At 73.4% G+C, this 19,786-nt stretch carries 17 protein-coding genes; 10 read left to right on the forward strand and 7 right to left on the reverse strand.

Annotation, left to right across the window (positions count from 1 at the left end; all coding sequences use genetic code 11):
- The first annotated feature begins 26 nt into the window (after window positions 1-26).
- A complete protein-coding gene (locus tag AB3M82_RS03880) occupies window positions 27-887 on the forward strand; it encodes a MurR/RpiR family transcriptional regulator (protein ID WP_412955666.1) in 861 nt (286 codons plus the stop codon).
- A 96-nt stretch (window positions 888-983) separates the two neighbouring features.
- Window positions 984-1,634 carry an HAD-IA family hydrolase gene (locus AB3M82_RS03885; RefSeq protein ID WP_412955667.1) on the forward strand — a complete coding sequence of 217 codons (651 nt, stop codon included), beginning with the start codon at window positions 984-986 and terminating at the stop codon, window positions 1,632-1,634.
- A 25-nt stretch (window positions 1,635-1,659) separates the two neighbouring features.
- Here AB3M82_RS03885 and AB3M82_RS03890 read toward each other — a convergent pair whose 3' ends face one another.
- The 3 genes from AB3M82_RS03890 to AB3M82_RS03900 form a co-directional block, all read right to left on the reverse strand.
- A complete protein-coding gene (locus AB3M82_RS03890) occupies window positions 1,660-2,289 on the reverse strand; it encodes a TetR/AcrR family transcriptional regulator (protein ID WP_412955668.1) in 630 nt (209 codons plus the stop codon).
- Between the two features lie 57 nt (window positions 2,290-2,346).
- Window positions 2,347-3,867, reverse strand: coding sequence for an HNH endonuclease signature motif containing protein (locus tag AB3M82_RS03895; protein WP_412955669.1), 1,521 nt, complete (start codon window positions 3,865-3,867; stop codon window positions 2,347-2,349).
- Window positions 3,868-3,986: 119 nt separating this feature from the next.
- Complete coding sequence (locus AB3M82_RS03900; protein ID WP_412955671.1) at window positions 3,987-4,421, reverse strand: Lrp/AsnC family transcriptional regulator; 435 nt, start codon at window positions 4,419-4,421, stop codon at window positions 3,987-3,989.
- Between the two features lie 151 nt (window positions 4,422-4,572).
- Here AB3M82_RS03900 and AB3M82_RS03905 point away from each other — a divergent pair, with 151 nt between their 5' ends.
- The 7 genes from AB3M82_RS03905 to paaZ are packed head-to-tail and all read left to right on the forward strand — an operon-like array spanning window position 4,573 to window position 13,058.
- A complete protein-coding gene (locus AB3M82_RS03905; RefSeq protein WP_412955672.1) occupies window positions 4,573-5,685 on the forward strand; it encodes a thiamine pyrophosphate-dependent enzyme in 1,113 nt (370 codons plus the stop codon).
- A complete protein-coding gene (locus tag AB3M82_RS03910; protein WP_412955673.1) occupies window positions 5,682-6,728 on the forward strand; it encodes an alpha-ketoacid dehydrogenase subunit beta in 1,047 nt (348 codons plus the stop codon). Before AB3M82_RS03905 ends, AB3M82_RS03910 begins: the two co-directional genes overlap by 4 nt.
- Window positions 6,725-8,191, forward strand: coding sequence for a dihydrolipoamide acetyltransferase family protein (locus tag AB3M82_RS03915; protein ID WP_412955674.1), 1,467 nt, complete (start codon window positions 6,725-6,727; stop codon window positions 8,189-8,191). Before AB3M82_RS03910 ends, AB3M82_RS03915 begins: the two co-directional genes overlap by 4 nt.
- A gap of 10 nt (window positions 8,192-8,201) precedes the next feature.
- The gene (locus AB3M82_RS03920; RefSeq protein ID WP_412955676.1) at window positions 8,202-9,389 is read left to right on the forward strand and encodes a thiolase family protein; all 1,188 of its coding nucleotides are present in this window, start codon (window positions 8,202-8,204) and stop codon (window positions 9,387-9,389) included.
- Window positions 9,386-10,126 carry an enoyl-CoA hydratase/isomerase family protein gene (locus AB3M82_RS03925; RefSeq protein WP_412955677.1) on the forward strand — a complete coding sequence of 247 codons (741 nt, stop codon included), beginning with the start codon at window positions 9,386-9,388 and terminating at the stop codon, window positions 10,124-10,126. The genes AB3M82_RS03920 and AB3M82_RS03925 overlap by 4 nt, the downstream gene beginning before the upstream one ends.
- Window positions 10,123-10,980: a 3-hydroxyacyl-CoA dehydrogenase family protein gene (locus AB3M82_RS03930; RefSeq protein WP_412955678.1), complete on the forward strand. Its 858-nt coding sequence runs from the start codon at window positions 10,123-10,125 to the stop codon at window positions 10,978-10,980. Before AB3M82_RS03925 ends, AB3M82_RS03930 begins: the two co-directional genes overlap by 4 nt.
- The gene (gene paaZ / locus AB3M82_RS03935; RefSeq protein WP_412955680.1) at window positions 10,977-13,058 is read left to right on the forward strand and encodes a phenylacetic acid degradation bifunctional protein PaaZ; all 2,082 of its coding nucleotides are present in this window, start codon (window positions 10,977-10,979) and stop codon (window positions 13,056-13,058) included. Before AB3M82_RS03930 ends, paaZ begins: the two co-directional genes overlap by 4 nt.
- Before the next feature lie 12 nt (window positions 13,059-13,070).
- On the opposite strand, the gene AB3M82_RS03940 is transcribed toward paaZ, so the two are convergent.
- The 4 genes from AB3M82_RS03940 to dhaK form a co-directional block, all read right to left on the reverse strand.
- Window positions 13,071-14,135: a hypothetical protein gene (locus AB3M82_RS03940; RefSeq protein WP_412955681.1), complete on the reverse strand. Its 1,065-nt coding sequence runs from the start codon at window positions 14,133-14,135 to the stop codon at window positions 13,071-13,073.
- Between the two features lie 371 nt (window positions 14,136-14,506).
- Complete coding sequence (gene ptsP / locus AB3M82_RS03945; protein ID WP_412955682.1) at window positions 14,507-17,014, reverse strand: phosphoenolpyruvate--protein phosphotransferase; 2,508 nt, start codon at window positions 17,012-17,014, stop codon at window positions 14,507-14,509.
- On the reverse strand, window positions 17,014-17,658 hold the full coding sequence (dhaL, locus tag AB3M82_RS03950; RefSeq protein ID WP_412955683.1) for a dihydroxyacetone kinase subunit DhaL: 645 nt from the start codon (window positions 17,656-17,658) through the stop codon (window positions 17,014-17,016). Before dhaL ends, ptsP begins: the two co-directional genes overlap by 1 nt.
- Window positions 17,659-17,770: 112 nt before the next feature.
- A complete protein-coding gene (gene dhaK, locus AB3M82_RS03955; protein WP_412955684.1) occupies window positions 17,771-18,763 on the reverse strand; it encodes a dihydroxyacetone kinase subunit DhaK in 993 nt (330 codons plus the stop codon).
- A gap of 174 nt (window positions 18,764-18,937) precedes the next feature.
- On the opposite strand from dhaK, the gene AB3M82_RS03960 reads away from it, so the two are divergent.
- Window positions 18,938-19,705 (forward strand): IclR family transcriptional regulator, encoded by a 768-nt coding sequence (locus AB3M82_RS03960; protein WP_412955685.1) that lies wholly within the window; start codon window positions 18,938-18,940, stop codon window positions 19,703-19,705.
- Window positions 19,706-19,786 lie beyond the last annotated feature (81 nt).

Genomic DNA, 19,786 nt, shown 5'->3' on the forward strand with positions numbered 1-19,786 from the left:
ATTGTTCACGTGAGCAGAGGACCGGCATGAGCATCCAGACGACCATCGCGGCATCGGTCGACACGCTGCCCCCCTCGCTGGCGCGCATCGCCCGCGTCGTGGCCGACAACCCCACCCAGGTCATCGACAGCACGATCACCGAGTTGGCGGCATCGTGCGACACGTCCGTCGCCTCGATCGTGCGCTTCTGCCGCGTCATCGGCGTCAGCGGGTACGCAGCCCTGCGCCGCGGCCTCGCCGCCGAACTGGGGCGCGAGTCCGTGCAGCTGGGCACCGGCTCCGGATTCGGCGCCGAGATCGCGGCCGACGACACCCTCCGCGAGGCAGCCCTCAAGCTCGCCGCTCTCGAACGACTGGCCGTCGAGGAGACGGTCGAACGCCTGGACTACACCGCGCTCGCGGCATCCGCCGATGCGATCGAGGTCTCCGCTCGGGTGCTCCTGTTCGGGATCGGGGCCAGTCGCCTCGCCGCGACCGACCTGGGGCACAAGCTCCTGCGCATCGGGCACAACGCCATCGCCCTCGAAGACGCCCATGAGGCCAGCGCCGCCGCGGCGCTGCGCATCGAGCCGACGGTCGCGATCGGGTTCTCGAACTCCGGCACCACGCCGGAGGCCGTGCGCTTCCTGCAGACCGCCCGCGACTCCGGTGCCATCACGATCGGGATCACCGGCTCGGCGAGCTCGCCGCTCGCGCGCGCCTCCGACCACGCCCTGATCACCCACGCCCGCGAGTCCCGCTTCCGAGCCGGAGCGATGGTCAGCCGCATCGCGCAGCTCGCCCTCGTGGACTGCCTCTTCATCGGCGCCGCGCAACTGCGCCGCGATCTCGCGGTCGAGGCGCTGGAGCGCAGCGCCGCCGCCACCCGCGCACTGCGCGGCGACTGACGCGGCGTGCTGCGGCGGCCGCCGCGCGGCCTCCGAGCGGCCATCGAGCGGCGTCTCGCGAGCGCGGGGCCCGCACCGCGGCAGTAGCCTGAGTGGGTGACCGAGACCGTTCCCGCCCGCGCCGTCCTCCTCGACATGGACGGCACCCTCGTCGACTCGACCGCCGTGGTCGAACGTCTGTGGCTCGCCTGGGCGGAGCCGCATGCTCTCGACCCGCAGCGGGTGCTCGAGGTCATCCACGGTCGTCAGGGCCATCAGAGCATGGCGATCCTCCTGCCCGAGCGGGATCATGCGATCAACCTTCACGAGAACGCGGCCATGCTGGCGACGGAGAGCAGCGACCTCGACGGCGTGGTGGAGATCGCGGGAGCTGCCGCCCTGCTGCGCGCGCTGGCTCCGCACCCGCATGCGATCGTCACGTCGGCCGACGTCGCCCTCATGCAGGCACGGATGACCCGGGCCGGTCTCACGGTGCCGACGCTCGCGGTGACGGCCGAGAGCGTGTCGGCGTCGAAGCCCGATCCCGAGGGCTTCCTCCAGGCGGCGAGCGCGCTCGGCGTCGACCCCGCCGACTGCGTGGTGTTCGAGGACTCCGGCGCCGGCATCCAGGCCGCACACGCCGCCGGGATGCGCGTGATCGGCGTCGGGCCGCACGCGCACGCCCACTCCCCCGAGTTCCGCGTCGACGACCTGACCCGGGTGGGCGTGGCGGCGGCCGAGGACGGCTTCGTCCTGACGATCGACTGAGCGGCCGGCCGCCTCCGCTCCGCCGTCAGCGGGTGCGGAGGCCGTCGAGGGCGACGGTGAGGACGTCTCGCGCCAGGCCGTCGGCATCCTCCGGGCCACCCGGGCGGTACCACTCGACGAGCGAATTGACCATGCCGAAGAGCAGCCTCGTCGCGACCGAGGCGTCGACGTCCGCCCGCACGGCGCCGTCGGTCTGAGCCTCGCGCACGATCGCGGTGACGGCCTGGTCGAACGCGCGGCGGCGGTCGAGCGCCCGTCTCTCGATCTCGCTGTTGCCGCGGACCCGCAGCAGGAGGGTGACGGAGGGCAGGTTCGCCGCCAGGACCCGCACCGCGCCCTGCAGCACCGCAGCGAGCCGGTCGGTCGGCGGGATGCCCCCGGTCTCGGCGAGCACTCCCTCCAGCCCGTCGAGCGCTGCACCGAGAGCCGTCTCGAGGATCTCCTCCTTCGAGGCGAAGTGATGGTAGATCGCCGCCTTCGACAGACCCAGGCGCGCCGCGAGGGCGGCGACCGACGTCGCGTCGTAGCCGGACTCGTTGAACACCGCGACCGCGGCGTCGAGGAGGGTGGCCCGATCGAACCCGGGACGACCCCGCCGCGCCGGTTCGACGCCCCGGCCGCGCGGCGTTGCGGCTCGGACCGTCGACTCACCCATCGCCCCAGTGTGGCACGCGTCGGATTCCCGCGGATCCATGTCGTACGCCGAAGGAGGTCAGGCGAGGAGCGATGCGCGTGAGCTGTGAGGGCGTGCCTGGGGTGGTGGGGTGCGCCAGGCGCGGCGAGGGTCCCACCAGTCGGGGCCGCGGACGTGCGGGATGCCGTTGTCCATGCGGATCTCCCATCCGGAGATGTCGAGCGTGCGGTGGTGGTGCCAGCACAGCGCGACGCCGTTGTCCGTGTGGGTGGGTCCGCCAGCGGCGTGCTCCTGAACATGGTGGATCTCGCACCATGTGGCGGGCACATGGCAGCCGGGGATGAGGCATTGCCGGTCGCGCAGAACGATGGCACGGCGTTGCGCAGTGGTGAAGATCCGGTCGGTGGAGCCGATCCCGATGATGCGCCCCTCGGGGTCGAACAGCACCCGTTGCACCGATCCCCCGCACGCGGTATGCCGAGCGGTAGTGATCGAGACGGGGCTGTCGATGCCGTCCACGTGCGCCCACCCTCGCCCAGTCGCGTAGTCCTGCGCCGTCACCGACACCAGCAGCGTCGGCGCCGCCCCGCCCAGGGAAGGCATGTCGTGGTGCCGTGCGGCGATGCCCAACACCGCCGTCAACGCGTCGTGCTGCTTCTGCGCGCGCGAGCGGGTGTCGATCAACCCGGTCGCATCTTCGTCCGGCAGAAGCGCCTTCTCCCCTGGTCCGAACGACTCGTCACGATCGATGGTCGCAGCGGCTGACGTGTCGGTCTCGCTGAAGGCGACGCGTCCGGGCAGGGGCGGGCCGTCGACACGCGGGTTCAGATATGCATCCCAGATGCGTTGGAGCTGCCCGGCCGTCTCGGGCAGCAACGACCCCCGGATCGGGATCACTCCGTGTCTGGCGTGCCCCAGCACGAGTCCGCGAGCGCGCATCGCGATGTCCTCCGCCGGCACCGCGCCGTCCGGGTCCAAGTGGGTCACGATCGCCTGAGCCAACAGGCGCAGATCTTCGGGTGTCGCCGCCGGACCGGGCGGCCTCTCGCCATCGCCATCCCCGTCCCCCATGGCGTCCTCGTCGACGGCACTCCACCCCTGCGCGTACCCCGCCAGCTCGGCATCCGCCTCCAGACGGTCCACCGTTCCGATCCTCCCGGCCGCCTGTTCCAGCGGCCCCGTCGCCGCCAACACTCCCGCGACACCGACCGCGCCGGACAGCAGTGCTTCCCGCATCTGCGGCCACCGCGCCGGGAGCAGCGCCCCGGTCGTGAACTCCACCTCGCGACGCATCAGTCGTCCTGCCGCGACCGCCCGGCCCGCCCCCGCCGCATCCGTACGAAGCGCGCGCTGCAGCAGTTCGCCGAGCGTGCGGCAGCCGAACCGGGAGCAGAACGTCACCTCCCCCGAGCCGGCCGGACGCCCGTCCACCGACGCGACCGTCTCCACGACCACCGCCTCCACGAGACGGGAGACCTCTCCCGCCGCCCGAAGGAGACGCATCTTCGCGTCCTCGGTCAGCCCCGGCACGGCATCTGCGGACAGCATCCGACGCAGATCGGCAGCGGCCTGATCGAGCAGGCGAGCGGGGTCGTTCATCCCCCTATTCCATCGGTCGCCACCGACATTTCCGCCCGATATACCCAGGTCACCAACGAAAAGCGCTCGATTCAGGACAACCCCGCTCTGCGCACTGTCCGTGCAGGAGAAGTACTGCCCTAGCGCATGGAGTCCTCGAAGATCAGCGTCGTCCGCGTGGAGCGGATGGACGGGATCGCCTGGATGTCTTCGAGCACGATGCGGCGGAGATCCCGCGCATCCCGGGCGCGCACGAGGAGGATGACGTCGAAGTCGCCGCCGACCAGCGCCATGTGCTCGATCTCGGGGATGGCCCGAAGCCGGTCGCGCACCATCTGCCAGCTCGCCTGCTCGATCGCGAGCGTCACGTAGGCGCTCGCGTGGTGCCCGAGAAGGACCGGATCGGTGCGCACCGTGTACCCGGTGATGACTCCGGCATCCGTCAGACGCTTGATGCGTGCATGGGCACCGGCGCGCGAGATGTGCACGGCATCCGCGATCGCCGTCATCGACGCACGCGCATCACGACGCAGCTCGTCGAGGATCGCGTGGTCGATCGCGTCCATCGCGGTCATGGCACTCCTTCGTCCCGTCCGTGAATACTGACACTTCGTTCAGTAATCCCGCAATCCCCCGCCGATCGTCCACGATTCCCACCCGCCCCTTGGACGACTGTCGCACGGGGAGGATGCTGTCCTCATCACGTTCGGCGAGGGAGGCGAGCAGATGCAGGAGAGCGCCATGCTGCCGCGCGACGGCGCGGTGCAGCTGATCGACGCCGAGGGCGTCGTCACGGCGGACGCGGAGTACGCGCTGCCCCCGACCGAGACCCTGCTCGAGGCCTACCGCGGCCTGGTCGAGGGGCGACGCATCAACGACCAGGCGAGCGCGCTCGTGCGTCAGGGTCGGCTCGCGGTGTATCCGTCGTCGCACGGGCAGGAGGCCTGCCAGGTGGCGGCGGCGATGGCCCTCGGCGACCGGGACTGGCTCTTCCCGACCTACCGCGACTCGGTGGCGGTGATCGGTCGCGGCGTGCCGCCGGCCGAGGCGATGGTGCTGCTGAAGGGCGATTGGCACTCGGGCTACGACGTCCGGGAGCACCGTGTCGCCCCGCAGGCGACGCCCCTGGCCACGCAGCTGCTCCATGCGGTGGGCTTCGCCCATGCCGCCGCTCGGCGCCACGACGACACGGTGGTCCTCGCGCTGTGCGGTGACGGGGCGACGAGCGAGGGCGACTTCCACGAAGCCCTGAACTTCGCCGCGGTGTTCCGCGCTCCCGTCGTGTTCTTCGTGCAGAACAACGAGTTCGCCATCTCCGTCCCCCTCAGCCGCCAGACGGCAGCGCCCTCGCTCGCGCACAAGGCGATCGGGTACGGGATGCCGGGTCGGCGCGTCGACGGCAACGACGTCGCCGCGGTGCTCGCCGTGCTCCGCGAGGCCGTGGATCGCGCACGCACCGGGGGCGGTCCGTCGCTCGTCGAAGCGCACACCTACCGGATGCAGGCGCACACGAACGCCGACGACGACACCCGATACCGCGAGCGCGCCGAGGTGCAGGCCTGGGCGGATCGCGACCCGCTGCGCCGCCTGCGTGCGCACCTGGTGGCGGAGGGCGCTCTCGACGAGGAGCGCGAGGCCGCGTACGCCGCCGGGGCCGAAGCCATCGCCGCGTCGCTCCGCACCGCGCTGCACACGGACGTGGAGCACGACCCCGAGGACCTCTTCCGCTTCGTGACCGCGACCCGCTCGCCGCAGCGCGAGGAGCAGTGGGCGCTCCTGCGCGGAGAGCTCGAGCGCGACGCCGAACAGCACCCCGCCCCCGCCGGAGGATCCCGATGACCATGGCCCCCGACAGCATCCGCCTCTCCGACACGACGGACGCCGCGGAGACGACGACGCGCACCGAGACGCTCACGATGGCCGCGGCCCTCAACCGCGCCCTGGCCGACGCCCTCGCCGCGGATCCGGAGGTCGTCGTCTTCGGGGAGGACGTCGGGGCGCTCGGCGGTGTGTTCCGCATCACCGATGGACTCACCGCCCGCTTCGGCGAGGACCGCTGCTTCGACACCCCGCTCGCCGAGTCGGGCATCGTCGGAACGGCCGTGGGCATGGCGATGAACGGCATGCGCCCCGTCGTCGAGATGCAGTTCGACGCCTTCGCGCTGCCGGCGTTCGAGCAGATCGTCAGCCACGTCGCGAAGCTCGGCAACCGCACGCGCGGGGCGATGCGGATGCCGCTCGTCATCCGCATCCCGTTCGGCGGCGGCATCGGCGGCGTCGAGCACCACTGCGATTCGTCCGAGGCGTACTACGCGCACACCCCCGGGCTCACGGTCGTGTGCCCGTCGACCCCGCAGGACGCCTACTCCCTGCTGCGGGCGGCCATCGCCTCGCCCGACCCGGTCGTGTTCCTCGAGCCCAAGAAGCTGTACTGGACGAAGGGCGAGGTCGACACCTCGGTCACCGCCTCGATCGGCAGCGCCCGCGTGGCCCGCGACGGCACCGACGCCACGCTGCTCGCCTACGGGTCGGCGGTACCGCTGGCGCTGGAGGCCGCGGAGGTCGCCGCCGAGGAGGGGCGCAGCGTGCAGGTGGTCGACGTGCGCTCGCTCTCGCCGTTCGACGACGAGACGGTCACCGCCGCCGTCCGCGCGACCGGACGCGCCGTGGTGATCGCCGAGGCGCCGGGCTACGTGAGCGTCGCCAGCGAGATCCAGGCCCGCGTGTTCGAGCGCTGCTTCGAGTTCCTGGAGGCGCCGGTGCGCAAGGTGACCGGCTTCGACATCCCCTACGCGCCGCCGAAGTTCGAGCACTGGTACCTGCCCGACGTCGACCGCATCCTGGACGCGCTCGACACCCTGCACTGGGAGGACGAGTCGTGAGCACGCTGACCGCGCGGGTGTTCCGCCTCCCCGACCTCGGCGAGGGCCTCACCGAGGCCGGGCTGGTGCAGTGGCTCGTGCAGGTGGGCGACACGATCGCCACGGATCAGCCGATCGCCGAGGTCGAGACCGCGAAGAGCATCGTCGAGCTGCCCTCCCCCTTCGCCGGCACGGTGACGGCACTGCACGGCGCGGCGGGCGACACCATCGCCGTGGGCGCGCCGGTGCTCGAGGTCGCCCATGCCGACGCGATGACCCCGCCGCCGCCGACCGCCGGGACGGATGCCGCGCCGGATGCCGGGGCGGAGGCTCCGCCGGAGGCCGGGGCGGACGCCTTCGGCGCTCCCGAGCACGAGGCGTACCGCCAGGAGGAGCGGGCCGGATCGGGCAACGTGCTCATCGGCTACGGGACCACCGAGGGACGCCGCAGCCGGCGCCGCCGTCGGACCTCTGCCGCCGTGCAGCCGCCGATGCCCGCCGAGCGTCCGGCCCCTGCGGTCCCGACCGCACCCGCCTCCCCGGTCGGCACCTCCACCGGCGACGCGGGCAGACGCCCCGTCGCCGTCCGGTCGCCGCTCGTCCGCCGCCTCGCGCGCGACCTCGGCCTCGACGTCCGCACGATCGCCGCGACCGGCGCCGACGGTGCCGTGACCCGCGCCGACGTCCTGCGCGCGGCGGTCGACCACGCCGTCGACGGCGTGCCCACCCCGGCAGCCACAGCATCCGTCGCCCCGGCAGCCGTCGCCCCGGCATCCGTCGTGGACGGGCTCCCCGTCGTCTCCCGCGAGCGACTGTCACCGCTCCGTCAGGCCGTGAGCGCCCGGCTCAGCCGCAGCCGCTCGGAGATCCCCGAGGCCACGGTCTGGGTCGACGTCGATGCCACACGCCTGTGGGATCTGCGCCGCGAGATGGCGGCCGAGGGAGGCCGGGCGCCGTCGCTGACCGCGCTCGTCGCGCGCTTCGCGCTCATCGCCCTGGAGGAGCATCCCGTGCTCGCCTCCCGGCTCAGCGACGACGCGACGGAGCTGCTGACCTTCGACGGCGTGAACCTGGGCATCGCCACCGACACCCCGCGCGGACTCCTGGTCCCCGTGATCCCCGACGCGCACGGGCTCTCGGTCGAACGGCTCGACGACGCGCTGCGCGAGATCACCGCCTCGGCACGGACCGGCGGGCTTCCCCCGGAGCGCCTGCGCGGCTCGACCTTCACGCTGAACAACTACGGCGGCCTGGGCGTCGACGGGTCCGCGGCCATCATCAACCACCCGGACGTCGCGATCCTCGGGGTCGGTCGCGTGCTCGAGCGCCCGTGGGCGGTCGAGGGGCAGGTCGTGGTGCGCCGCGTCGCCCAGCTGTCGCTCGTGTTCGACCACCGGGTGTGCGACGGCGGCTACGCCGCGAGCTTCCTCCGGCGGGTCGTCGAGCTGATCGAGCATCCGCTGCACGCCTTCGGCCGGGTGTGAGGACGACGAGATGACGGATGCCTTTCTGATCGGCGGGGTGCGGACCCCGATCGGCCGCTACGGCGGATCGCTCGCCGGCGTGCGCCCCGACGACCTCGCCGCCCTCGTCGTGCGCGCGGCGCTGGAGCGCGCAGGCGCCCCCGAGGAGGCCGTCGACGAGGTGATCCTGGGAGCCGCGAACCAGGCCGGCGAGGACAACCGCAACGTCGCGCGGATGGCCGTGCTGCTGGCCGGCCTGCCCGACGAGATCCCCGGCGTCACCGTCAACCGGCTCTGCGCCTCGGGGATGTCCGCCATCGCGATGGCGGCTCAGGCCGTCCGCGCCGGCGACGCCGATCTCCTGATCGCCGGCGGCGTGGAGTCCATGACCCGCGCGCCGTGGGTGCAGGCGAAGCCCGAGCGCCCGTGGGCGAAGCCTGGAGAGGCGTTCGACACGTCGATCGGCTGGCGATTCACGAACCCGCGTCTCGCCGCGCGCGACCGCGCGACGTTCACGATGCCCGAGACCGCGGAGGAGGTGGCGCGCCGCGAGGGCATCACGCGCGCCGAGGCCGACGCCTTCGCCCTGGGCAGCCACCGGCGCGCCGTCGCGGCCATCGACGCCGGCCGCTTCGACCCCGAGATCGTCGCCGTGCCGACCCGCGCGGGCGAGGTCCGGACCGACGAGGGACCCCGCCGCGACACGAGCGCCGACGCCCTGGCCGCGCTGCGGCCGGTGGTCTCGGCCGACGGCGTGGTGACGGCCGGCAACTCGAGCTCGCTCAACGACGGCGCGTCCGCCGTCGTCGTCGCCAGCGGCGAGGCGGTGCGGCGGTACGGCCTGCGCCCCCGCGCACGCATCGTGACCGCGACGTCTGCGGCGCTGGCCCCCGAGATCATGGGGCTCGGCCCGGTGCCGGCGACCGAGAAGGCCCTCCGTCGCGCGGGCCTCACGGCGGGAGATCTCGGCGCGGTCGAAATCAACGAGGCGTTCGCGACGCAGACCCTGGCCTCGATGCGCCGGCTCGGCCTCGACCCGGAGATCGTCAACCGCGACGGCGGGGCGATCGCCCTCGGGCACCCCCTCGGGTCCAGCGGGTGCCGCCTCGTCGTCACGCTGCTCGGACGCATGGAGCGCGAGGAGGCGGGGCTCGGCCTCGCGACCCTGTGCGTCGGCGTCGGACAGGGCACGGCCATGATCCTGGAACGGGTCGCATGAACGAGACGCTGCGGATCGAGCGCCGGACCGACCGGGTCACGGCGGTCCTCGACCGTCCCGAGAAGCGCAACGCGATCGACCAGCGGACGATCGACGCCCTGCACGGCCTGTGCGCGGAGCTGGAGGCCGAGCCGCGCACCCTCATCCTGACCGGGGCGGGCGGGGACTTCGCCGCGGGCGCCGACATCGCCCAGCTGCGGGCGCGACGCGCCGACGACGCGCATCGGGCGATCAACGCGAGCGCCTTCATCCGCATCGCCGAGCTGCCGATGCCCGTGATCGCGGCGCTCGACGGCTACGCGCTCGGCGGCGGGGCCGAGCTCGCCTACGCCGCCGACATCCGCATCGCCACCCCCGCGCTGCGGATCGGCAATCCCGAGACGAGCCTGGGCATCATGGCCGCCGCCGGGGCGACCTGGCGTCTGCCCGAGATCGTCGGCGCCGGACGGGCCGCCGAGCTGCTGCTCACCGGGCGGATCCTCCGGGCCGAGGAGGCGCGGGACTGGGGACTCGTCTCGGCGCTGCACCCCGCGGAGCACCTCCTCGACGCCGCGCACGCGCTCGCCGACCGGATCGCCGGGAACGACCCCCTCGCCACTCGGCACACCAAGCTGGCGCTGCGTGCTCCCCGCTCCGAGCATCCCGATATCGAGAAGACCCTGCAGGCCGAGCTCTTCGAGAACCCCGAGAAGGAGCGGCGCATGACCGCGTTCCTCGAGCGGAAGGAGGCGCGGTGAGCGCCCCGGGCCGCGTCGGCGTGCTGGGCGGCGGACGCATGGGGGCGGGCATCGCCCACGCCTTCCTGCTTGCCGGAGCGCACGTCGTGGTCGTCGAGCGCGACGCGGCGAGCGCGGATGCTGCGGCGCAGCGCGTGGGCGACAGCATCCGCCGTTCGGTCGAGCGCGACCCCGGGCTCGACGCCAGCGAGCTCACCGCGCGCCTCCGGACCGGGACCGACGTGACGCTGTTCGGCGATACGGAGCTGCTGATCGAGGCGGTGCCCGAGGATCGCGCCCTCAAGGAGCAGGCGCTGGCCCGCGCGGAGGCGGTGCTGCCCGACGGCGCGGTGCTCGCCACGAACACGTCCTCGATCCCGATCGACGTCCTGGCCGCCGCCCGCCGCCGGCCCGAGCGCGTTCTCGGCCTGCACTTCTTCAATCCCGTGCCCTCCTCGGCGCTGGTCGAGATCGTGCGCGGAGGGCGCACGGCCGGCGAGGTCGTCGAGCGGGCGCGCGGCTGGGTCGAGGCCCTGGGCAAGACGCCGATCGTGGTGGCCGACTCCCCCGGGTTCGCCTCCTCCCGCCTGGGCGTGGCCCTCGGCCTGGAGGCCATCCGGATGCTCGAGGAGGGCGTCGCCACGGCGGCCGACATCGACGCCGCCATGACCCTCGGCTACCGGCATCCGATCGGTCCGCTGCGCACCACCGACCTCGTGGGCCTGGACGTGCGCCTGGGGATCGCGGAAGAGCTCGCACGCGAGCTGGGCGACCGCTTCGCCCCACCCGATCTGCTCCGTCGCCTGGTGGCGGAGGGGCGCCTGGGTCGCAAGACCGGCGCCGGATTCTACGACTGGACCGAGGAGACGCGATGACCGGATATCTGCCGAGCTACGTGCAGGATGCGTGGTGGATGCCGTCCGACGACCCCGACGCCACCGAGGTGCGCGACGCCGCGACCGGCGACCCGATCGTGCGGGTGTCGACGAGCGGGCTCGACCTCGCCGCGGCGCTCGAACATGCGCGGACGGTCGGCCAGGCGAGCCTGCGGGCGTCGACGTTCCACCAGAGGGCGGTCCTGCTCAAGCAGTTCGCGCTCGCGCTGACCGAACGCAAGGACGAGCTCTATGCGCTGTCCGCGCGCACCGGCGCGACCCGGGCGGACTCCTGGGTCGACATCGACGGCGGCATCGGCGTGCTCTTCTCGTACTCCGGCAAGGGACGACGGGAGCTGCCCAACAGCACGGTGCACGTCGACGGACCGGTCGAGCCGCTGTCGAAGGACGGGTCGTTCCTCGGCCGCCACGTGTACACGACGCTGCCCGGGGTGGCGGTGCAGATCAACGCCTTCAACTTCCCGGTCTGGGGCTCGCTCGAGAAGTTCGCCCCCGCGTTCCTCGCCGGGATGCCGACGCTCGTGAAGCCGGCGACGCCGACCGGGTATCTGACCGAAGCCATGGTGCGCATCCTCGTCGAGTCGGGGCTCCTCCCCGCGGGGTCGCTCCAGCTCGTCAGCGGGAGCGTGCCCGAGCTGTTCGACCACCTGAGGCTCGGCGACCTCGTCGGGTTCACGGGCAGCGCCTCGACGGCCGACTCCCTGCGCCGGCATCCGTCCGTGCAGACCGGCGGCGTGCGGTTCACGACCGAGACCGACTCGATCAACGCCTCGGTGCTGGGCACCGACGCTGTCGAGGGGACACCGGAGTTCGACGCCTACGTGCGGCAGCTCGTGACCGAGATGACGACGAAGGCGGGGCAGAAGTGCACCGCCATCCGACGGGCCATCGTCCCGGCCGCCACGGCCGACGCGGTGGTGGATGCCGTGCGCCGGCGCATCGCCGACAAGACGGTTGTCGGCGACCCGCGAGCCGAGGGCGTGACGATGGGGCCGCTGGCGTCCCGGGGGCAGCGCGACGAGGTGCTGCGCCAGGTGCATGCGCTGGAGGCCGGCGGAGGCACGGTCGTGCTCGGCTCGACCGAGGCGCCGGAGGTCGTGCACGCGGACGGCACGCGCGCGCCGGCCCCCGACGGCGCGTTCGTCGAGCCGATCCTGCTGCGCTTCGACGACCCGGGTTCCCGGGCCGTGCACGAGGTCGAGGCCTTCGGACCGGTGGCCTCGCTGCTCACCTACCGCACCACGGACGAGGCGGTCGACCTCGTCGCTCGGGGCGGCGGCTCGCTGGTGACCAGCATCGCCACGCACGACCCCGCGCAGGCCGTCGCGCTCGCCACCCGCATCGCCCCCTTCAACGGGCGGATGCTGCTGCTGGACCGCGACGACGCACGCTCCTCCACGGGGCACGGCTCGCCCCTGCCCAACCTGGTGCACGGGGGCCCCGGCCGCGCCGGCGGCGGCGAGGAGCTCGGCGGCATCCGCGCCGTGCTCCACCACATGCAGCGCACGGCCGTGCAGGGCTCGCCCGAGATGCTCACCGCCCTCACCGGCGTGTGGCACGCAGGGTCGGTCGCGCGCAGCGGCGGACGGCATCCGTTCCGCAAGTCGCTCGCCGAGCTGCGGATCGGCGATCAGGTCGTGTCCGCGTCGCGCACCGTCACCCTGGACGACATCGAGACCTTCGCGCGCTTCACGGGCGACACGTTCTACGCGCACATGGACGAGGCGGCCGCCGCGGCCAACCCGTTCTTCCCGGGCCGCGTCGCGCACGGGTATCTGCTCGTCTCCTGGGCCGCCGGCCTCTTCGTCGACCCCGAGCCCGGTCCCGTGCTCGCGAACTACGGCCTCGAGAACCTGCGCTTCGTCACCCCGGTCTCGCCCGGCGACGAGATCCGGGTCGAGCTCACGGCGAAGCAGATCACCCCGCGGGAGACCGACGACTACGGCGAGGTGCGCTGGGATGCCGTGATCCGCAACCAGTCCGACGAGACGGTCGCGACCTACGACGTCCTCACCCTCGTGACCAAGGAGCCGTCGCCCGCCCCGGTACCGGTGTGACCGGGTCGAGCGTCAGCCGAAGACCGGCTCCTCCCGCGTCGTCGCGTCCTCCAGCGTGATGCCGATGACGACGGCCGCCGGGTCCGACGCCTCGCGATCCGCCCGGAACCGGAGCAGGCGTCCGTCACGCGTCGCGACGTCGTAGAAGTCCTCGCCCGACGAGACGACCGTGACGCTCGTGCCACCGGGGAAGGCCGCGCGCGCCTCGGCGAGGGGCGCCCCGATCCGCACGCCGGATGCCGCGGGCAGGGCCGATCCGTCCTGGTCGACGTCGCCGTGGCTGTAGTCCGCACCGACCACGACGGCGCCGACGGTCGTTCCTCCCGGCGCCGGCTGCACCGACAGCGTCGAGACGCCGTGGGGCGCGATGATCTTCCAGGGCCCGTTCGCGTAGGCGGGCTCGACGATCTGCACCCCTTCGAAGGCCGCCAGGGCCGACGGGACGTCTGCGCCCAGCCGGACCGGTCCGACGCCGTCGAGGCTGATCGTCCAGTCGCTCCAGGGCGCAGAAGCATCCGCCGGGGCGTCGGCCGGACGCTCGGTCGGCGGGTCGGCCGTGAGCTGCTCGATCACGAAGGCTCGAGCCTCGGACGCGCGGTCGCGCAGCAGCGCCGCGAGGGAGTCCGCATCGAACGACGTCTCCCCCGTGAAGGGCTGGAAGACGTCGACGAGGACGTTGCCGACGGAGGCGAAGCCGACGTACAGCCGGGTGTCGAACTCGCCCTCCCCGGTGTGCAGCACGCCGGCGAGGGCACGGACGCCGTCGGCCTCCTCGAGGATCGTGGTCTCGAACGTCGCGGGACCGTCCCACTCGAAGCTCGCGCACTGCTCCGCCGCGGCGACGAGCTGATCCATGCGCCCGGCGGCATGCTGCTCGTCGGGGAACCCCAGGATGTACTGGCGCCCGAACCCGGACGGCGCGGACTCGGCGGGAACCGTCCACGACAGCGTCCGCGCCTCGACCGCGCCGAGGGACTGCTCGGCCAGGACCGCCGCGCAGACGGCCGGCACCGGCTCGGGGCCGCCGCCGTCGGAGATCTGCTCGAGCACCGCCTGCAGCGTCTCGACCTCGCCCACCCCGGGGAACAGGCTCGCGGCCTCCTGGGGGTCAGCGCGAACAGGTCGAGCTCGTCCCCGACGAAGACGAGGGGGCCGGAGTAGGGCTCGGCAGTCGGCGCCTCGGCCGCGGGCGACGGGGACGCCGTGGGCTCGACCTCCGGCGCGCAGGCCGACAGGGCGAGCACGGCGGCGACGGCGAGAGAGCCGAGGACGGCCTGGACGAGCGGGCGGGACGTGGACATGCGCGGTTCCTCCGGGTGACGGGCCGCCCTCCGCGGCGCCTCACTCGTGAGCGTAGGACCCTGAGGGCGGCGGCCCCTCGCGCGCCGGGGTGTCGAGACCAGAACGATATGAGACGCATGCCGACGCGGGCATGGATCTCCCGCGGATCAGCCTCCGCTCGCGCGATCCAGCACCGCGGAGGCGGCGGCCCGGGCCTCGTCGGCGGTCCCGGCGCTCGACGCGGCCTCGGCGGCCCGCCGGCAGTCGTCGGCGCTCACGGTGGAGAGCGCGGCGGCCACCCGCCCCAGCGAGCGGGCCGTCATCGAGAGAGAGGTCGCGCCCAGCCCCACCAGCACCGGCGCGAGTGCCGGATCTCCACCCGCCTCGCCGCACACCCCGACCCCGCGACCGGCCGCGCGACCGGCGGCGCCCACCGCTCCGATCAGCCGCAGCACGGCCGGCTGCCACGGGTCGGTGAGGTCGCCGAGATCGCTGAGCAGCCGGTCGGCGGCGAGCGTGTACTGGGCGAGGTCGTTCGTGCCGAGGCTGACGAAGTCGACGACCTCGAGCATCTCGGCGGCGAGCAGCGCGGCGGAGGGGGTCTCGATCATGATGCCGACCCGCTCCAGGCCCGCCGCGCGGGCGCGCTCCGCGAAGTCGCGGGCTTCCTCGACCGTGGCCACCATCGGTGCCATCACCTCGACCACCGCCGACTCCGCCGCCGCCGCGAGCGACAGCGCCCGGAGCTGATCGTCGAGCAGGGCGGGGGCGCGCCGGGCGATGCGCAGGCCGCGCACGCCGAGGGCGGGGTTGTCCTCCGGCGCTGTGTTCGCGAAGGGCAGCGGCTTGTCGCTCCCGGCGTCGAGGGTGCGCACGACGACCCGGCGACCGGCGAAGGGCGCCAGCACGCCGCGGTACGCCGCCACCTGTTCGTCGACGCCCGGGGCGTCGGTGCGGCCGAGGAAACAGAACTCGGTGCGGAACAGGCCGATCCCCTCGGCTGCCGCATCCGCCGCTCCTTCGGCGTCGTCCGGACCTCCGACGTTCGCGAGCAGCGGGAGCGGATGCCCGTCACCGAGCCTTCCCCGACCGTCGAAGGCGACGACCGCCGAGGCGGCCCGGGCGGCGGTCACGCGCTCGACGGCCGGCGCGACCTCGACCGTCCCGCGGTCGCCATCCACGAGTACGGTCTCCCCCTCGACGATCCCGGTCGCGCCCGCGGCGCCGACCACGGCCGGAAGCCCCAGCGAGCGGGCGATGATCGCGGTGTGCGAGGTGGGACCACCGTGCTCGGTGACGAGAGCGGCACAGGCGCCGCCGGCGAGCGCCGCCGTGTCGGCCGGGGCCAGATCGACCGCGACCACGACGAACGGGCGGTCCCGCTCGGGCACACCGGGCAGCTCCCGGCCGAGGATCTCGGCGACGATGCGGTCGCGCACGTCGCGCACGTCGACCGCGCGCTCGGCCATCCGGCCGCCGAGGGCGACGAGCGCCTGCTCGTGCGCCGCCGCCGCCTCCCAGACCGCGCGCGCCGCGGTGCGCCCCTGCGTGCGCACGAGTGCCGTCGCCTCGGAGAGGAGCTCGGGATCGGAGGCCAGCACGCGCGCGGCGTCGAGGATGTCGCGCGCTTCTCCGGACGCCGCGTCGGTCCGCGCCCGCAGGCGATCGGCCACGACAGCGGATGCCGCCCGGATCGTGGATGCTTCCGCATCGCGCTGCTCCGGAGGGACGATGACCGCGGCGTCCGGCTCGGGCAGGGCGGGAGCGAGGTGCACGACGGTCGCGGCGGCCACGCCGGGGCTCACTCCGCGACCGTGCAGCACCGTCCCCGGCGCGACGGCGCTGTCGGGCGAGCCGGCGGGCACCGGAGCCGGCGCCGTCTCCGAGGTCGGCAGGACCTCCGCCGCGGCATCCGTCCCCTCGCCGAATCCGTCGTCGAAGAGGCTGACCAGCCGGTCGAGCGCGGCCTCGGCCTGCGCTCCCCGGGCGGAGAGCTCGATCTCATCGCCCTGGCGCGCGCCGAGGGTGAGCAGTCGCATGAGGCTGCTCGACGGCGCCTCCGGACCGTCCGGCAGCCGACGCAGTCGCACCTCTTCCCCCGCCGCCGCCTCGGCGATCATCGCGGCCGGGCGTGCGTGCATGCCCTGGGGATTGCGCACCCGCACCACCCGCACGGCGACGGCGTCCGGTTCCGACGGTGCTCCCTCGCCCTCGGCTCCCCCGTCTGTCGGCACCGGCTCTTCCGTGACCGGGCCGTCGTCCGAGAGCTGATCGGTCTTCGCGCCCAGGGCCGCCGCGGCCTCGGCCGCGACCGTGTCGAGGTCTCCCCCGGCCCCGGCGGCGACGACGGCGGCGAGGAGGCCCTCGACGAAGGGCGCGGGCGCCAGCCGCACGGGCACCGTGCTGCTGCGCAGCTCGAGCGCGAGCTCGGCGCTGAGCACGGCGGACCCCAGGTCCATGAGCACGAGCACCCCGTCGGCCTCACCGGCGAGCTCGTCGATCGCCGCGGCCACCGCCACGGCATCTGTCCCGAGGACGGGCGCGCCGTCGGCATCCGTTCCCGCGCCCGCGGCGACCCGCAGCGGCGCATCGGCGCCCCGCACCATCTGCCGGGCGAGCTCCAGCGCCGCCTCCGCGAGCCGAGTGCTGTGGGAGACGGCGACGACGCCGATCATCACGCCTCCGCGATCGCCGCGGCGAGAGCCTCGAACAGCAGGGTCGTGGAGGCGGCGCCGGGATCGAGATGCCCCGCGCTGCGCTCTCCCAGGTAGCTCGCCCGGCCCTTGCGCGCCACGAGCGGGAGGGTCGCGTCCCGGCCCCGAGCCGCCGCCTCGGCGGCCGCCTGCGCGGCAGCGATCAGGTCCGCGTCGTCCGCGAGCGCGGCGTCGAACGCGTCCACCGCGGGGGACATCGCGTCGAACAGCGTCTTGTCCCCGGCCTCGGCCTTGCCGCGGGCGACGATGCCGTCGAGACCGGCCCGCAGCGCGGCGGCGAGGGCGCCGGCGTCCAGCTCCGTCACGGCTCCGGCCGTCATGCCCGTGCGCAGGAAGAACGTGCCGTACAGCGGGCCGCTGGCGCCGCCGACCGAGCTCACGAGCGTCATGCCCACCGTCTTGAGCAGCTCGTCGACGGTCCCGGGCGCTCCGGCTCCGAGCTTCTCCGTCACCGCCGTCATGCCGCGGGCCATGTTGGCCCCGTGGTCGGCGTCACCGATGGCGGAGTCGAGTTCGGTGAGCCACTCGCGCTTCTCGGCGACGGCCGCGGCGAAGCGCGCGATCCAGTCCTGGAGCGTGGCGGTGGTGACGGTGCGGGTGGTCATGGCGTCCCTTCGCAGATGGGTGGGGGAAGTGGGTCTCGCGACGCCCTCCGACGGACCCGGGACCGTCGATGCGGTCACCGGGCGCGTCGTCGCGCCGCGACGAGAGCCGGGGTCAGGCGCCCCAGCGCAGGCCGGGTGTGTTGACCGGCGCGTCCCACAGGCGCAGGAGCTCGTCGTCGGCCTTGAGCACCGTGACCGAGCATCCCGCCATGTCCAAGGAGGTGATGTAGTTGCCGACCAGGTTGCGGACGACCGTCACCCCGGCCTTCTCGAGCAGCGCCGCGACCTCGCCGTACATCAGGTACAGCTCGATGAGCGGCGTCGCCCCCATGCCGTTGAGCATCACGATCGCGGGACCGGTGAGGTCCAGGTCCGCGAGGATCGGCTCGACCAGCTGCCGGGCGATGTCGGATGCCGGGGCGAGGGGCTCCCGGTGCCGGCCGGGCTCTCCGTGGATGCCGATCCCGATCTCCATCTGATCGTCGGGGAGGTCGAAGGTGGGCTTGCCCGCCGCGGGCACGGTGCAGCTCGTCAGCGCCATGCCCATCGAGCGCCCCTGCGCGTTGATGCGCTGCGCGAGCTCGACGACCGCGGCGAGGTCCTGCCCCTCCTCCGCCGCCGCACCCACGAGCTTCTCGATCAGGACGGTGAGTCCGACGCCGCGACGCCCCGCTGTGTAGAGGGAGTCCTGCACGGCCACGTCGTCGTCCACCACGACGGTGCCGACCTCGATGCCCTCCATCGAGGCGAGCTCCGCCGCCATCTCGAAGTTGAGCACGTCGCCCGTGTAGTTCTTCACGATGTGGAGCACGCCGGCACCGCGGTCGACGGCCTTGGTGGCGGCCTGCACGCGGTCCGGCGTCGGAGACGTGAAGACCTCCCCGGCGACCGCGGCGTCGAGCATCCCGACGCCGACGTAGCCGCCGTGCAGAGGCTCGTGGCCCGAGCCGCCGCCCGACACGATCGCGACCTTCCCCTCGGCCTTCGGCGTCGCCCGCGTGATGACGTGCGTCTCGAGGTCGACCGAGAGTTCGGGATGCGCGGCCGCGACGCCCTTCAGCGATTCGACGAGAACGTCCTCCGGGGCGTTGATGAGCTTCTTCATCGTGCGATCTCCTTTGATCTGTCACGGGTCCCTCAGCCGATCGATGGACCCGTCGTCGGGTTAATCGGAAAGAAATTCGTCAATGTCGAATATGCTCGGGGCGGGTCCTCTTGTCAAGATCGATCCCGACATCACGCACCGCCGGCTCGACGACGACCGGAAAGGAGGCGCACCGTGATCCAGGCGATCGACCGTGCCGCCAAGATCCTCGACCTGCTCCAGGGCGCGCGACACCTCGGCATCACCGATCTTTCCGCCGCGCTCGGCCTGCCGCCGTCCACCGTGCACGGGATCGTCAAGTCGCTGCGCGAACACGGCCTCGTGGCCAAGGAGCGCGGAGGGCAGCGGTACATGCTCGGCCCCACACTCCTGCGCCTGAGCAACGTGTACCTCGACACGCTCGACGTGCGCGCCCGGGCCATGCGCTGGACGCAGGAGCTGGCGCGCCGCACGAACCTGGCCGTCCGCCTGGGCGCCCCGCACTTCGCGGACGTGCTCGTCATCCACCACGAGCTGCGACCGGACGACAGCCAGCAGATGCTCGAGACGGGCGTCGCGATCCCGGCCCACGCCTCGGCGATGGGAAAGGTGCTGCTCGCCCACGACCTGGGGTTCCAGCGCCGCGTCTTCGAGCAGCCGCTGCGCAGTCTCACCGGCGACACGATCACGGACGTCGCACGGTTGACGCTCGAGCTGCCGGCGATCGCCGAGCGCGGCACCGCGAGCGAGTCCGACGAGGCGGTGCTCGGAGAGTCGTCGGTCGCCGCGCCCGTCGCCGACGCCGCGAACGACATCGTGGCCGCCGTCGCCGTGGTGCTCCCCACCACGCAGGCCCCGGCATCCGATGCCGTGGTCGACGCGCTGCGCGAGACCGCCCGGAACATCTCGCGCGAACTGGGCGCGACCGTGTGGCCGCCGCGGCTCGCACCGATCGACGACTGATCCACGGCCTTGAAGTCCGCGACCCGTCGTGTGAGAATTACCTAACGATCGGTCAGTAAAGATGCTGCACGCGAGGAGACC

The organism is Microbacterium californiense, from assembly GCF_047246625.1.
Lineage (GTDB): Bacteria > Actinomycetota > Actinomycetes > Actinomycetales > Microbacteriaceae > Microbacterium.

Excerpts from the sequence above, each read along its gene's own strand:
- AB3M82_RS03880 (WP_412955666.1), top strand. The coding sequence starts at position 27 with ATGAGCATCCAGACGACCATCGCGGCATCGGTCGACACGCTGCCCCCC.
- AB3M82_RS03890 (WP_412955668.1), bottom strand. The coding sequence starts at position 2,289 with ATGGGTGAGTCGACGGTCCGAGCCGCAACGCCGCGCGGCCGGGGCGTC.
- AB3M82_RS03895 (WP_412955669.1), bottom strand. The coding sequence starts at position 3,867 with ATGAACGACCCCGCTCGCCTGCTCGATCAGGCCGCTGCCGATCTGCGT.
- AB3M82_RS03900 (WP_412955671.1), bottom strand. The coding sequence starts at position 4,421 with ATGACCGCGATGGACGCGATCGACCACGCGATCCTCGACGAGCTGCGT.
- AB3M82_RS03905 (WP_412955672.1), top strand. The coding sequence starts at position 4,573 with ATGCAGGAGAGCGCCATGCTGCCGCGCGACGGCGCGGTGCAGCTGATC.
- AB3M82_RS03910 (WP_412955673.1), top strand. The coding sequence starts at position 5,682 with ATGACCATGGCCCCCGACAGCATCCGCCTCTCCGACACGACGGACGCC.
- AB3M82_RS03920 (WP_412955676.1), top strand. The coding sequence starts at position 8,202 with ATGACGGATGCCTTTCTGATCGGCGGGGTGCGGACCCCGATCGGCCGC.
- AB3M82_RS03925 (WP_412955677.1), top strand. The coding sequence starts at position 9,386 with ATGAACGAGACGCTGCGGATCGAGCGCCGGACCGACCGGGTCACGGCG.
- paaZ (WP_412955680.1), top strand. The coding sequence starts at position 10,977 with ATGACCGGATATCTGCCGAGCTACGTGCAGGATGCGTGGTGGATGCCG.
- ptsP (WP_412955682.1), bottom strand. The coding sequence starts at position 17,014 with ATGATCGGCGTCGTCGCCGTCTCCCACAGCACTCGGCTCGCGGAGGCG.
- dhaL (WP_412955683.1), bottom strand. The coding sequence starts at position 17,658 with ATGACCACCCGCACCGTCACCACCGCCACGCTCCAGGACTGGATCGCG.
- dhaK (WP_412955684.1), bottom strand. The coding sequence starts at position 18,763 with ATGAAGAAGCTCATCAACGCCCCGGAGGACGTTCTCGTCGAATCGCTG.